This window comes from Verrucosispora sp. FIM060022, from assembly GCF_003977705.1.
In the GTDB taxonomy this organism is placed as follows: domain Bacteria; phylum Actinomycetota; class Actinomycetes; order Mycobacteriales; family Micromonosporaceae; genus Micromonospora; species Micromonospora gifhornensis.
The window spans coordinates 97,295-112,063 of record NZ_RQIV01000013.1 but is presented as its reverse complement, the minus strand read 5'-3'; the positions used below and the strand labels follow the sequence as shown (position 1 = coordinate 112,063).

The window sequence follows — 14,769 nt, the reverse complement described above, 5'->3', positions numbered from 1 at the left end:
CCGACAGCCAGGTCACCCTCCTCACCGAAGCCACACCCTGGCCCGACACCGGCCGACCCCGCCGCGCCGCCGTCTCCTCCTTCGGCATCAGCGGCACCAACGCCCACGTCATCCTCGAACACGGCGACGCCGTCGACACCGGGACCGGGACCGTTGCACCGGGCACCGCCGTGGTGCCGTGGCTGCTGTCCGGGACCAGCCGGCAGGCGCTCACCGCGTACGCGCGGCTGCTCGGGGAGGTCGACGCCGCGCCCGTGGACATCGCCGCGACGCTGGCGCTGGGCCGCAGCCCGCTCGCCCTGCGGGCGTCCGTGGTCGGCCGGGACCGCCCGGAGTTTCCCACCGCGCGGCTGCAGCCGGTACAGCCGGTGGACGGGCCCACGGCGTTCGCGTTCACCGGCCAGGGCAGCCAGCGCGCCGGAATGGGGCTGGGACTGGCCGCCCGGTTCCCTCAGTTCGCCGACGCGCTCGCGTCCGTGGCCGAAGCCCTCGACCCGCACCTGCCGTCGCCGCTGCTCGACGTGCTCGCCGACGGCGACCTGCTGGAACGCACCGAGTACGCCCAACCGGCCATCTTCGCCGTGGAGGTGGCGCTGTTCCGGCTGCTGGCCCACTACGGAGTCACCCCGCACGTGCTGCTCGGGCACTCCGTCGGCGAGCTGGCCGCCGCGCACGTCGCCGGGGTGCTCGACCTACCCGACGCCGCCACGCTGGTCGCCGCGCGGGGACGCCTGATGGGAGGACTGGCCCCGGGTGGGGCCATGGCCGCCGTCCGGGCAGGCGAGGACGAGGTACTGGCGCTGCTGGTGCCCGGTGCGGAGATCGCCGCCGTCAACGCCGACGACGCGGTCGTCGTGTCCGGTGACGCGGAGGCCGTCGCAGCGGTCACCCAGGCCCTGCGCGACGCGGGCCGACGGGTCACCCCGTTACGGGTCAGCCACGCCTTCCACTCCGCCCGGATGGACCCGGTGCTGGAGGAGTTCCGGGCGGTGGCGGCCACGCTGCGGTTCTCCGAGCCCACCATCCCGCTGATCTCCCTGCTGCCCGGTTCCCCCACCGACCCCGGGTACTGGGTGCGGCACCTGCGCGAGGCGGTCCGCTTCGGCGACGGCGTACGGTCGCTGGCCGAGTGGGGCGTACGGCGCGTCCTGGAGGTGGGTCCGGACGCCGCGCTGACCCCGGTGACCGGGCCGACGGGAATCGCCACGCTGCGGCGCGACCACGACGAGGAGAGCGCCTTCGTCACGGCGCTGGCCGCGCTGCACGACACGGGCGCGACCGTGGACTGGGCGACCTTCTTCGGGGAGCTGGGCGCTCGGCGGGTGCCGCTACCCACCTACCCCTTCCAACGCCGCCGGTACTGGCTGACGCCCACCGCACCCCGCACCACCGGCGGGAGCGGTCATCCGCTGCTCGACGCGGCGGTGGAGCTGCCCGAGGGTGCCGTGCTGTTCACCGGCCGGGTGGCCGCCGAGGACGCCGACTGGCTGGCCGACCACGTGGTGCTGGGCCAGACCGTGGTCTCCGGCGCCACACTGCTGAGCCTGGTCCTGCATGCCGCGGCCGCGGCGGGGCGACCCACGGTGCGGCGGCTGACGCTGCACGCGCCGCTGGTGCTGCCCGATGACGGCGGCGCGGCCGACCTGCGGGTCGGTGTCGACGAGCAGGGGCAGGTGACGGTGTACGCCCGGCCGGCCGGCGGCGGGTGGACCCGGCACGCCTCCGGCACGCTGGACACCGTCGAGCAGCCCGCCGAGGCGCTCGGGTCGTGGCCGCCGGCCGGTGCCGAGCCGCTCGACGTGGACTACGCGCGACTGGCCGACGCGGGTTACGCGTACGGCCCCGGCTGCCGCCGGGTGCGCGCCGCGTGGCGCCTCGGCGACGACCTCTACGCCGAGGTGGGCCCGGTCGACGCCGACGGGCACGCCGCGCCGCATCCGGCGCTGCTCGACGCGGCGCTGCACCCGCTGGCCCTGGACCTGCTCGACGACGAGCAGACCCGGGTACCGCACGTCTGGTCGTCGGTGACGGTGCACGCGACCGGGGCGACGACGCTGCGGGCCCGGATCCGCCGGACCGGCACCGACCGTGTCGCCCTCACCCTCACCGACACCGACGACCGGCCGGTGGCCACGGCGGACCTCACCGTCCGGGCCGTTGCGCGCGGCCTGCCCGACCTGTACGCCGTCCGACTCACCCCGGTGCGGCCGGCCACCGGTGGGACGGTGTGGCCGAGCGTCGGCCGGGACGTCGGGCTGCCCCGCTACGCCGAGCTGTCCACCAGCACCGACGACATCGTCGAACGGGCGCACGACCGGGTCACCGAGGTGGCGGAGCTGCTTCGCCGTTGGCTGGCGCAGGGACCGCCGGAAGCCCGGCTGGTGGTCGCCACCGACCAGGTCACCGACCCGGCCGACGGGGTGCTGTGGGGCCTCGTACGGGCGGCCCAGACCGAGCATCCCGACCGGTTCGTGCTGCTCGACAGCGACGGCGACCCCCGGTCGCGGACCCTGGTCCCGGGGGCGCTGGCCACCGGCGAGCCGCAGCTCGTGGTGCGCGACGGGCGGATCACCGTGCCGAGACTCGCCCGCACCGCCGCCGCGCCGCAGCCGCCCCGGCTCGATCCGGACGGGACGGTCCTGGTCACCGGTGCGGGTGGAGCCCTCGGCTCACTGACGGCCCGGCGCCTGGTCACCCACCACGGCGTACGGCGGCTCCTGCTGCTCGGCCGGCGCGGCGGGATGCAACCGCTGGCCGCCGAGCTGACCGCCCTGGGCGCCACGGTGCGGGTCGCGGCCTGCGATGCGGCCAACCGGGCGGCGCTGGCCCGGGTGCTCGACACCGTCCCCGCCGCGCACCCGCTCACCGCCGTGGTGCACGCGGCCGGGGTGGTGTCCGACGGGCCGCTGGCCACGTTGACGCCGCAGCGCTTCGCCGAGGTGCTGCGCCCGAAGGTGGACGCGGCGTGGCACCTGCATGAGCTGACCTGCGAGCAGGACCTGGCGGCGTTCGTGCTGTTCTCCTCCCTCGCCGGGCTGGTGGGCAACGCCGGCCAGGCCAATTACGCGGCCGCGAACACCGGCCTGGACGCCCTCGCCGCGTATCGCCGGGCCGCCGGGTTGCCGGCCGTGAGCCTGGCCTGGGGCCTGTGGGACGCGCCGGGCATGGGTGCCGCGCTGGACGAGACGCAGCGTGCCCGCATCGCGCGGACCGGTGTGGCGCCCCTGCCGGTCGAGCGGGGCCTGGCCCTCTTCGACGCCTGCCTCGGTGCCCGGGAGGCACTGTTGGTGCCCGCCGCGCTCCAGCCGGAGCGGGCGACGCGGGTCGCACCGGTGCTGGCCGGGCTGGCCCCGGCGACCACGGCGACCACGCCGCAGCAGGACTGGCCCCGACGGCTCGCCGGGCGGGGCGCCGCCGAGCAGCACCGGCTGCTGCTGGAGCTGGTCCGCAGCACGATCGTCGAGGTCCTCGGCCACTCCTCCGTCGCAGCCGTGGCACCCGACCGGGGGTTGATGGACCTCGGCTTCGACTCCCTCACCGCCGTCGAGCTGGCCGGGCGCCTCGGTGCCGACACCGGCGTCCGCACCCCGTCGACGGTGGTGTTCGACCATCCGACACCCACCGCGCTCGCCCACTACCTGCGACACGAGCTGGTGGGCGAGGAGGCGGCCGACGACGAGAAACCGCACGAGTTGGACGAGGTGTCCGACGAGGACCTGTTCGCCCTGATCGACACGGAGCTGGGAGAGCGATGAGCACCTGCGACACCACGGCCCACGCGACGACCCGACGGTCGCGGCCCACCACCGCCACGACCGGAGGAGACCGGCGATGACCACACCGAGCAAGGGGACGGACAGCATTGCCGACCAGCAGAAGCTGCGCGAGTACCTCCGGCGGGTCACCGACGACCTGCTGCGGACCCGCCGGCGCCTGACCGAGGTGGAGTCGGCCGACCGGGAGCCGGTGGCCATCGTCTCGATGGCCTGCCGCTTCCCCGGCGGGGTGGCTTCGCCGGAGGACCTGTGGCAGCTGGTGGCGTCCGGCACCGACGCGATCAGCGGGTTCCCCGATGACCGGGGCTGGCCACTGGACGAGCTGTACGACCCGGACCCGGAGCACCCGGGCACGTCCACCACCCGGCAGGGGGGTTTCCTGCACGACGCCGCCGACTTCGACCCGGAGTTCTTCGGGATCAGCCCCCGTGAGGCGTTGACCATCGACCCGCAGCAGCGGCTGCTGTTGGAGACCGCCTGGGAGGCGGTGGAGCGGGCCGGGATCGCACCGGACTCGCTGCGTGGCAGCCGGACCGGCGTGTTCGCCGGGGTCATGTACGGCGACTACGGTGCCCGCCTGCGCCCGATCCCGGCGGGCTTCGAGGGGTACGTGGGCACCGGCAGCGCGGGCAGCGTGGCCACCGGCCGGATCGCGTACACCCTCGGCCTGGAGGGGCCGGCGGTGAGCGTCGACACGGCGTGCTCGTCGTCGCTGGTGGCGCTGCACCTCGCGGCGCAGGCGCTGCGGCGCGGCGAGTGCGACCTGGCGCTGGCCGGCGGCGTGACGGTCATCGCCACGCCGGAGCTGTTCGTGGAGTTCAGCCGCCAGCGGGGGTTGTCGCCGGACGGGCGGTGCAAGGCATTCGCGGCCTCGGCCGACGGCACGGGCTGGGCCGAGGGCGTCGGCCTGGTGCTTGTCGAACGGCTCGCCGACGCCCGCCGCAACGGTCACCCGGTGCTCGCGCTGCTGCGCGGCAGCGCCGTCAACCAGGACGGCCGCAGCAGCCAGCTCTCCGCGCCCAACGGCCCGGCGCAGCGGCGGGTCATCCGGGCGGCGCTGGCCAGTGCCGGCCTGGAGCCCGCCGAGGTCGACCTGGTGGAGGCGCACGGCACCGGCACCCGGCTCGGTGACCCGATCGAGGCCCAGGCGCTGCTGGCCGAGTACGGGCAGGGGCGCACGGAGCCGCTCTGGCTGGGCTCGCTCAAGTCGAACATCGGGCACACCCAGGCGGCGGCCGGCGTCGGCGGGGTGATCAAGGTGGTGCAGGCCATGCGGCACGGGCTCCTGCCCGCCACCCTGCACGCCGACGAGGCCACCCCGCACGTCGACTGGAGCGTCGGTGACGTCCGTCTGCTCACCGAGGCCCGCGACTGGCCGGCGCGGGAGCGGCCCCGGCGGGCGGCCGTGTCCTCTTTCGGCATCAGCGGCACCAACGCGCACGTGATCCTGGAGGAGGGCGACCCCGACGGGGTCGCCGACGCGCCACCGGACGACGTGCTCGCGCGCAAGCCGGTGCCGGTGGTGCTGTCGGCGCACACCGCGTCGGCTCTCGGGCCGCAGGCGGCCCGGCTCCGCGCGCACCTCGACGCCCACCCTGACCTCACGGTGGCCGACGTCGCGCACTCGCTGGCCACCACCCGTACCCCGCTCGCCGAGCGGGCCGTCCTCGTTGCCGCCGACCTCGACGAGCTGCGCACCGCCCTGGACGCCGTCGCGGACGGCGACGAGCCGCCGGTGCGCGGCACGGCCGGGCACCCCGGCGGGGTCGTGTTCGTCTTCCCCGGCCAGGGCGCCCAGTGGGCGGGCATGGCCCTGGACCTGTACCGCGAGGACGAGGTGTTCCGCGCGGCGCTGGACGACTGCGAGCGGGCCCTGGCCCCGCACGTCGACTGGTCGCTGCGGGCCGTGCTGGCCGACGCCGACGCCCTCGGACGCGTCGACGTCGTCCAGCCCGCCCTGTGGGCGGTGATGGTGTCACTGGCGGCGCTGTGGCAGCACCACGGCGTGACCCCCGACGCGGTCGTCGGCCACTCCCAGGGCGAGATCGCCGCCGCCTGTGTCGCGGGTGCCCTGTCGCTGGAGCAGGCCGCGGCCGTGGTGGCGCTGCGGGCGCGGGCCATCACCGCCGTCGCGGGTCGCGGTGCCATGGCGTCGGTTTCTGTGCCCGCACAGCAGATCACCGAGCGGTGGGGCGACCGGATCACCGTGGCCGTGACGAACTCCGCCGACGCGACGGTCGTCGCCGGTGAACCAGAGGCCGTCGCCGAGGTGGTCGCCGCGTACGACGCCGAGGGAGTCCGGGCCCGGGTCCTGCCGGTGGACTACGCCTCCCACTCGGCGCACGTGGAGCCCGTGCGGGAGCCGATCCTCGACGCGCTGCGCGACCTCACCCCGACCGAGGCCCGGGTCCCGTTCCACTCCACCGTCACCGGTGCGGAGTTCGACACCCGGGGCCTGACCGCCGACTACTGGTACACCAACCTGCGCAGCACCGTCCGGTTCGACCAGGCGGTGACCCGGCTACGCGAACAGGGCCACCGGATCTTCGTCGAGATCAGCCCGCATCCGGTACTGACGCCGGTGCTCGGCGAGGGCGCGTTCGGCACGCTGCGCCGCGACGAGGGCGACCGTCGGCGTTTCATCACGTCGCTGGGTGCGGTGCATGCCGTGGGCGTACCGGTGGACTGGTCCGCCGCGATCGGCCCGGCGCGCCGTGTGCCCCTGCCGACGTACGCCTTCCAGCGGTCCCGCTACTGGCTGGACGCGCCCGCGCGGACCGGCGACGCATCCGGGGTGGGGGTGGGCCCGACCGACCACCCGCTGCTCGGCGGTGCCGTCGACGTGGCCGGCGACGGCACGCTGGTGCTCACCGGGCGGCTGGTGCCCGGAGCGGACCGGGCCGCCGCCGAGCTGCGGGTCGGCGGCGTACCCGTGCTGTCCGGCACCGCGCTGCTCGACCTCGCCCTACGGGCGGGCGAGCTGGCCGGTCTGGGTGCGGTCGGCGAGTTCAGCGTGGAGACGCCTTTGGTGCTGTCCGCCACCGCCGGTTGGTTGCAGGTCGTGGTGGCGCCGGCCGGCGCCGACGGCGACCGGGAGATCGGCGTGTACGCCCGGCCCGACCACGAGGCGCCCTGGACCCGGCACGGTCACGGTGTGCTCGTCCCGGCCACGGCGCAGGACCTCCCGCCGCACCGGCCGGTGCCGGGCGCACCGCTCGCCCCGGACGAGGCGGTGGAGCGGCTCGCCGCGGCCGGTGTGGAACTGGCCTCGGCGCCCACGGCGGTGTCCGGCGACGCCGACGGGTACGTCGCCGACCTCGCGTCGCCGCCGGAGGGACGCTTCACGCTGCACCCGGCGCTGCTCGACGCCGCCCTGCTGCCCGCCTTCGGCCGGGGCGACGCCCGGCTGCCGAGCCGGTGGCGCGGGGTACGGCTGCCGCAGCCGGACGGCCAGCCGACCCGCGCGTCGGTACGCCGCCGCGACGGCGACTCGTGGGCCGTGTCGCTGACCGACTCCGCCGGTGCGCCGGTGGTCGAGATCGCCGAGGTGGTGCTGGGTCCGGTGCCGGTGGTGTCGGCCGCCGGGCACCACGACCCCCTGTTCACGCTGGAGTGGGCCCCCGTGGCCCGGCCCCGGGGTGCCGCCGCAACCGAGCCGGTGCCGCACGAGCTGCCCGGCGACGCCGGTCCCGCCGCGCTGGCCGTGCTTCGCGGCGGGCTGGCCGAGCCGGACGGGCCGCGCCAGGTGGTGGTGGCCCGCGGGGCGGGCACGGTGACGGGTCTGGTCCGGTGCGCGCAACTGGAGGAGCCCGGGCGGGTCGGCCTCGTCGAGTGGGACGGGCGCGACGCCGACGCGCTGCGCGACGCCGTGGCCGCCGGGCTGCCGCAGGTGGCGGTCCATGGTGCGGAGCTGCGTACGCCCCGGCTCGCGCCGCTCACCGCGCCGGGCCGCCCCGTCGAGTTGGACGGCACGGCCCTGATCGTCGGGGAGGCCGGAGCGCTGCGCGACGCCGTGCTGCGCACGCTGGCGCGCCACGGCGTGGACCGGCTGGTGGTGGTGGACGTGGACGGCACGGCACCAGCCGACGTGGGCGTACCCACCGAGGTGCTCACCGGTGATCCCACCGACCGTGCCGTGCTCGCCGAGGCGGTCCACCGCGCCGCGAACCTGCGCACGGTCGTGCACGCCATGCAGCCCACGGCCGACGCGCCGCTGGCCGCGCTGAGCCCCGAGGACCTCACGGCCCTGGTCGAGCGGATCGTGGCGCCGGCCCGGCACCTGCACGAGCTGACCGCGCACCTGCCGCTGACCCGGTTCGTGCTGTCCGGCTCGGCGGCGGGTGTGCTGGGCGGCATCGGGCAGGCCGCCGTGGCGGCGGCCACCACCGGGTTGGGCGCGCTCGCGGCCCGCCGTCGCGCCGACGGGCTGCCCGCCCAGGTCGTCGCCTGGGGTCCGTCGGCCGGCACCCGCCGGCTCGGGCTGGTGTCCCTCGACGACGCCCGCCTGGCCGCACTGTTCGCGCAGGTCTTGGCGCACGACGTCGACGTGGTGGCCGCGCCCCTGGTCCGGGCGGGGCTGCGGGGGCAGGCGCGGGCGGGCACGCTGCCCGTGGCGCTGCGGGCCCTCGTGCCGGCGCTGCCCGGCGGTGCCACCGGCCTGGCGGCCCGGCTGGCCGGCGCCTCCCCCGCCGAGGGGCGCCGTCTGCTGCTGGACACCATCCGTACCCATGTCGCCGGGGTGCTGGGCCACGACGACGCCAGCGGCATCGACGAGCGCCGCGCCTTCAAGGACCTCGGGTTCGACTCGCTCACCGCCATCGAGCTGCGCAACCGTCTCAACACCGCGCTGGGGCGGGCCCTGCCCGCGACGCTGATCTTCGACCACCCCACTCCCGGCGCTCTGGCCGAACACCTGCGCGACGACCTGCTCGGCCGTGCCGCCGTGGCCGCCGCTCCGGTGGCGGTCGCCAGCGACGAACCGATCGCCATCATCGCGATGGGCTGCCGCTATCCGGGCGGCATCGCCGACCCCGAGGCGTTGTGGCAGGCGGTGGTGTCGGAACTCGACGCGGTGGGACCGTTCCCGACCGACCGGGGATGGCCGGCGGACCTGTACGACCCCGACCCGGAGGCCACCGGCCGCACGTACGCGCGTGAGGGCGGCTTCCTCTACGACGCCGCCGGGTTCGACCCGGAATTCTTCGGCATCAGCCCCCGCGAGGCCACCGGCATGGACCCGCAGCAGCGGCTGCTGCTGCAGACCGGCTGGGAGGTGTTCGAGCGGGCCGGGATCGACCCCACGACGCTGCGCGGCAGCCGTACCGGGGTCTTCGCGGGGGTCGTCTACACCGACTACGGCTCCCGGGCCGACCCGATCCCCGCCGACCTGGAGGGATACCTCGGCATCGGCAGCGCCGGCAGCATCGCCTCCGGCCGCATCGCCTACACCCTCGGCCTGGAGGGCCCGGCGGTCACCGTGGACACCGCGTGCTCCTCGTCGCTGGTGGCGCTGCACCTGGCCGTGCAGTCGCTGCGCCGCGGCGAGTGCGACCTGGCCCTGGCGGGTGGTGCGACGGTGCTGTCCAACCCGGACATCTTCGTCGGCTTCTCGCGCCAGCGGGGCCTGTCCCCGGACAGCCGTTGCAAGGCGTTCGCCGCCGCCGCCGACGGCACCGCCTTCGCCGAGGGCGTCGGCCTGCTGCTGGTGCAGCGGCTCGCCGACGCGCGGCGCGATGGTCGGCCGGTGCTGGCCGTCATCCGGGGCACCGCCATCAACCAGGACGGCGCGTCCAACGGGCTCACCGCACCCAACGGGCCGTCGCAGCAGCGGGTCATCCTGGGTGCGCTGGCCGACGCGGGGCTGCGCCCGTCCGACGTCGACGTGGTGGAGGCGCACGGCACCGGCACCACCCTGGGCGACCCGATCGAGGCGCAGGCGATCATCGCCACCTACGGGCAGGGCCGCGACGAGCCGCTGCTGCTCGGCTCGCTGAAGTCGAACATCGGCCACACCCAGGCCGCAGCCGGTGTCGGCGGCGTGATCAAGATGGTCGCCGCCATGCGACACGGGCTGGTGCCTCGGACCCTGCACGTCGACGAGCCGACCCCGCACGTGGACTGGTCGGCGGGTGCGGTCCGGCTGGTCACCGAGGCGCGGCCCTGGCCGGAGTCGAACCGGCCGCGCCGCGCCGGGGTGTCCTCGTTCGGCATGAGCGGCACGAACGCCCACGTCGTCGTCGAGCAGGGCGACCCGCTCGAGGTGCCGCCGGTGCGCGCCGGCCGCCTCGTACCGGTGCCGGTGTCCGCCGCCAACCCGGCGGCGCTGCGCCGACAGGCCGCCCGCCTGCTCCCCGCCGTGGCCGACCGGCATCCCGCCGACGTGGCCCGTACCCTCGCGGCCCGCACCTCCCTCGCCACCCGGGCCGTCGTGCTCGCGGACGACGCCGACGAGCTGGCCGAGGGCCTACGGGCGCTGGACGACGCGACGTTCACCGGTCCGGTGGGCGACGCCGACGAGCCGGGCAAGGTGGTCTTCGTCTTCCCCGGGCAGGGCGGGCAGTGGACCGGCATGGCCCTGGACCTGTACCGCGACGAACCCACCTTCCGCGAGTCCCTGGACGCCTGCGCCGCCGCGCTGGCACCGCACGTGGACTGGGCGTTGCTCGACGTGCTCGCCGACGAGGAGGCCCTGCGGCGGGTGGACGTCGTGCAGCCCGCGCTCTGGGCGGTGATGGTGTCGGTGGCCCGGCTCTGGCAGCACCACGGCGTCACGCCCGACGCGGTGGTCGGCCACTCCCAGGGTGAGATCGCCGCCGCCCACGTGGCCGGCGCGCTCAGCCTGGCCGACGCCGCCGCCGTGGTGGCGCTGCGGGCCAGGGCGATCACGGCGATCGCCGGGACCGGCGGCATGGCCTCGGTCGCACTCGGTGTCGGAGAGGTCACCCGGCGCTGGGGCCACACGGTGGCCGTCGCCGCGACCAACGGTCCGGACACCACGGTGATCGCCGGCGACCCGGGCGTGCTGGACCACATCGCCGCCACGTGTGCCGCCGAGGAGGTCCGGGTGAAGATCCTGCCGGTCGACTACGCCTCACACTCCGCGCACGTGGAGGCACTGCGTGAGGAACTGCTGGCCGCGTTGGAGACCGTGCAACCCCGGCCCGCCGAGATCGCGTTCTATTCCACGGTCACCGCCGAGGCGCTGGACACCACCACGCTCACGGCCGACTACTGGTACACGAACCTGCGCAGCACCGTGCGCTACGACGAGACGGTCCGCCGGCTGCACGCCGAGGGGCACCGCACCTTTCTGGAGATGAGCCCTCACCCGGTGCTGACCACCGTCACCGAGCAGGTCACCGGGGCGGTCGCGCTGGGCACGCTGCGCCGGGACGAGGGCGACCGCCGCCGCTTCCTCACCGCGCTGGCCGAGGCGTACGTCACCGGCGTGGCGGTGGACTGGCGTCCGGCCGTGGGCGCCGACGCACGGCTGGTGGACCTGCCCACGTACGCGTTCGCCAGCGACCGCTACTGGCTCGACGCGACGACGCGGCCGGTCGACGCCACCGGGCTCGGGCTGGCTGCCACCGCGCACCCACTGCTCGGCGCGGCCGTCGACCTGGCCGACGACGAGGGCGTGCTGCTCACCGGCCGGCTGTCGCTCGACAGCCACCCGTGGCTGGCCGACCACACGGTGGCGGGCGTGCCGTTGCTGCCGGGCGCGGCGTTCGTCGAGCTGTGCGCCCAGGCCGCGGAGGCCGCCGGCGCTGCCGGGGTGGCGGAGCTGACCCTGGAGACGCCCTGCGTGCTGCCCGAGCGCGGGGGCGTGGACGTGCAGGTCCAGGTCCGCGACGGCGGGCTGCGCGTGTACTCGCGCGGCGCCGGCGACGCCTGGGTACGCAACGCCTCCGGCGTCCTGCTTCCCACCGAGCCGCCCGCGCCGGCCGGTTGGGGCGCCTGGCCGCCACCAGGGGCGCAGGCCGTCGACGTCGAGGGCCTGTACCCGCAGCTGGCCGCGTCCGGCTACGGGTACGGCCCGGCCTTCCGGGGACTGCGGGCCGCCTGGCGGCGCGGCGAGGAGGTCTTCGCCGAGGTCCGGCTGCCCGAGGGCCTCAACCCGGAGGGGTACGGCCTGCACCCGGCGCTGCTCGACGCGGCCCTGCACGCGCTGGCGTTCGGGGACTTCCTCGGCGCGGGTGTCCGCCTGCCGTTCGCCTTCACCGGCGTACGGGTGTTCGCCACCGGCGCCGACATCCTGCGCGTACGGCTCAGCCCGCGGGGCGAGGACACCGTGGCGGTGGCGCTGGCGGACTCCACCGGGGCACCGGTCGCCGAGATCGAGTCGCTGGTGCTGCGCGCGGCACCGTCCCCGGAGGCCACCGCGCCGCACGCCCCCGACGTGCTGGTCCTCGACTGGACCCCACTGGCCCTGCCGGACACCCCGGTGACCGAACCGGACCTGCTGGTGGTGGCACCGTCGGATGCGCACGACCCGGTGGCGGCCACCGGCCGGCTGGTGACGTCCACGATCGCCGAACTCGCCGGCCGGCTGGCCGACGACCGGGGCGCGGTCGTCGTGACCCGCGACGCGGTGGCCGTGCGCCCCGGCGATCCTGCCGCCGACCTGGCGCACGCCGCCCTGTGGGGCCTGCTGCGCAGCGCGCAGACGGAGAACCCGGACCGGTTCACGCTCGTCGACACCGACGGGCGGCCCGAGTCGGCAGCCGTGGTGGCGGCGGCCGTGGCGACCGGCGAGCCGCAGATCGCCGTCCGCGAGGGACGCGGGTACGTGCCGCGCCTGGCCCGCGCCGCCGCCAACCGGGGCCTCGTCCCGCCGCCGGGCGCCTGGCGGCTGGAGGCGGCCGGCACCACTGTGGACGAGCTGCGCCTGACGGAGGTGACCGAAGCGCCGCTGCCGGCCGGGCACGTCCGGGTCGCGGTACGCGCCTGCGGGCTGAACTTCCGCGACGTGCTGGCCACCCTGGGCGTCGTACCCCGCGACGCCCCGCTGGGCGCGGAGGGTGCGGGCGTGGTGGTCGAGGTCGGCGTCGGTGTCACCGGCTTCGCCCCCGGTGACCGGGTGTACGGCTTCCTCCAGGGCGCCATCGGCCCGCGCGCCGTCGTGGACGCGCGGCTGCTCGCCCACCTGCCCGCCGGATGGTCCTTCGCGCAGGCGGCCACAGCGCCGGCGGTCTGCACCACCGCCTACTACGCGCTGGTCACCCTGGCGGACCTGCGCCCCGGGGAGCGGGTGCTGATCCACTCCGCCGCCGGCGGGGTCGGTCTGGCCGCCGGGCACCTCGCCCGGCACCTGGGCGCCGAGGTGTTCGGCACGGCGAGCCCGGCCAAGTGGGCGGCGCTGGACCTGGACGAGGCGCACCTGGCGTCGTCGCGGAACACCGACTTCGCCGACCGGTTCGGCCCGGTCGACGTGGTGCTCAACTCGCTGACCGGGGAGTTCATCGACGCGTCCCTGCGCCTGCTGGGTCCGGGCGGTCGGTTCGTGGAGATGGGTGTGGCGGACCTGCGGTCGTCCGAGCAGATGCCCACCGGCGTCGACTACCACGCGTTCGAGCTGCTCGACCTGGACCCCGCGCGGGTGGGCGAGCTGTTCGCCGAGGTGGTCCGGCTGATCGACCAGGGGGTCTTTCCGCCGCTGCCGGTCACTGCCTGGGACGTCCGGCGGGCGCCGGAGGCGCTGCGCTACTTCAGCCAGGCCCGGCAGATCGGCAAGATCGCCCTGACCGCCCCGGTCCCGCTCGACCCGAACGGCACGGTCCTGGTCACCGGCGGCACGGGCAGCCTCGGCGGCCTCGTCGCCCGGCACCTGGCGCGCGCCCACGGGGTACGTCACCTGCTGCTGGTCAGCCGGTCCGGCCCGGCCGCGCCCGGCGCGACGGAGCTGGTCGGTGAGTTGACCTCCCTGGACGTACGGGTGGACGTGGTGGCGGCCGACCTGGCCGACCGGGCGGCGGTCGCCGGGGTGTTGGCGGCGGTGCCGCCGGAGCACCCGCTCACCGCCGTCGTGCACACCGCCGGTGTCCTGGACGACGGCGTCCTGGAGTCGTTGACCCCGCAGAAGATCGCCCGGGTGCTCGCACCGAAGGTCGACGCCGCGTGGCACCTGCACGAGCTGACCCGGGACCTGGACCTGTCGGCGTTCCTCCTGTTCTCCTCGGCGTCGGGTCTGCTGGGCGGTGCGGGGCAGGCCAACTACGCGGCGGCCAATGCGTTCCTGGACGCGCTGGCCACGGCGCGGCGCCGCGCCGGCCTGCCCGCCGTGTCGCTGGCCTGGGGCATGTGGGCGCGGGCCACCGGCCTGACCGCCCACCTGGGCGGCACGGACCTGGGCCGCATCGAACGCGGCGGCCTGCTGCCGATGACCGACGAGCAGGGCCTGGCTTTGTTCGACGCCACCTGGACGGCCGACCGTCCGGTGCTGGTGCCGGCGCCGCTGCGCCTGGACCGGGGCCGCACCGGATCCGGTGTGGTGCCGGCCGTGCTGCGCGCGCTGGTGCGGCCGGTGCGCCGGGTGGCCCGCTCGGCGGGGACGGCGTCGCCGGACTCGCTGCGCGAGCGGCTGCTGCCGCTGTCCCCGACGGAGCGCACGGCCCTGCTGGTGGACCTGGTCCGTACACAGGTCGCGGCGGTCCTGGGCCACACCGACACCGACGCCGTGGTGGTGGACCGGGCGTTCAAGGACAGCGGTTTCGACTCGTTGACGGCGGTGGAGCTGCGCAACCGGGTGTCCCGCGCCACCGGTCTGCGGCTGCCACCCACTGTGGTGTTCGACCGCCCCACGCCGGCGGAGTTGGCCGCGCACCTTCTCGACCAGCTCGTGCCGCCTGCCGATGGGCCGGCCGGCGCGGCGACGCCCGCCCGCAAGACCCGAAAGCAACTCGACTCGGCCACGGTCGAGGAGATCTTCGACTTGATCGACTCCCAGCTCGGCCGGGGGTCTCGCAGCGACTATCAGGAGGTCGACGCCGGGTGA

The 14,769-nt window shown here is 76.1% G+C and carries 2 protein-coding genes; both read left to right on the top strand.

All coding sequences use genetic code 11. The features are described from left to right. Positions 1-3,755 (top strand): type I polyketide synthase (locus EG812_RS26350; RefSeq protein WP_126713148.1); only part of this gene is annotated, 3,755 nt, incomplete at its 5' end. A 76-nt stretch (positions 3,756-3,831) separates the two neighbouring features. Then, entirely contained in the window at positions 3,832-14,769 is a 10,938-nt protein-coding gene (locus EG812_RS26345) for a type I polyketide synthase (protein WP_199743957.1), read from the top strand.

Bases quoted from the DNA above. Each gene is read 5' to 3' on its own strand.
- EG812_RS26345 (WP_199743957.1), top strand. From the start codon at position 3,832: ATGACCACACCGAGCAAGGGGACGGACAGCATTGCCGACCAGCAGAAG.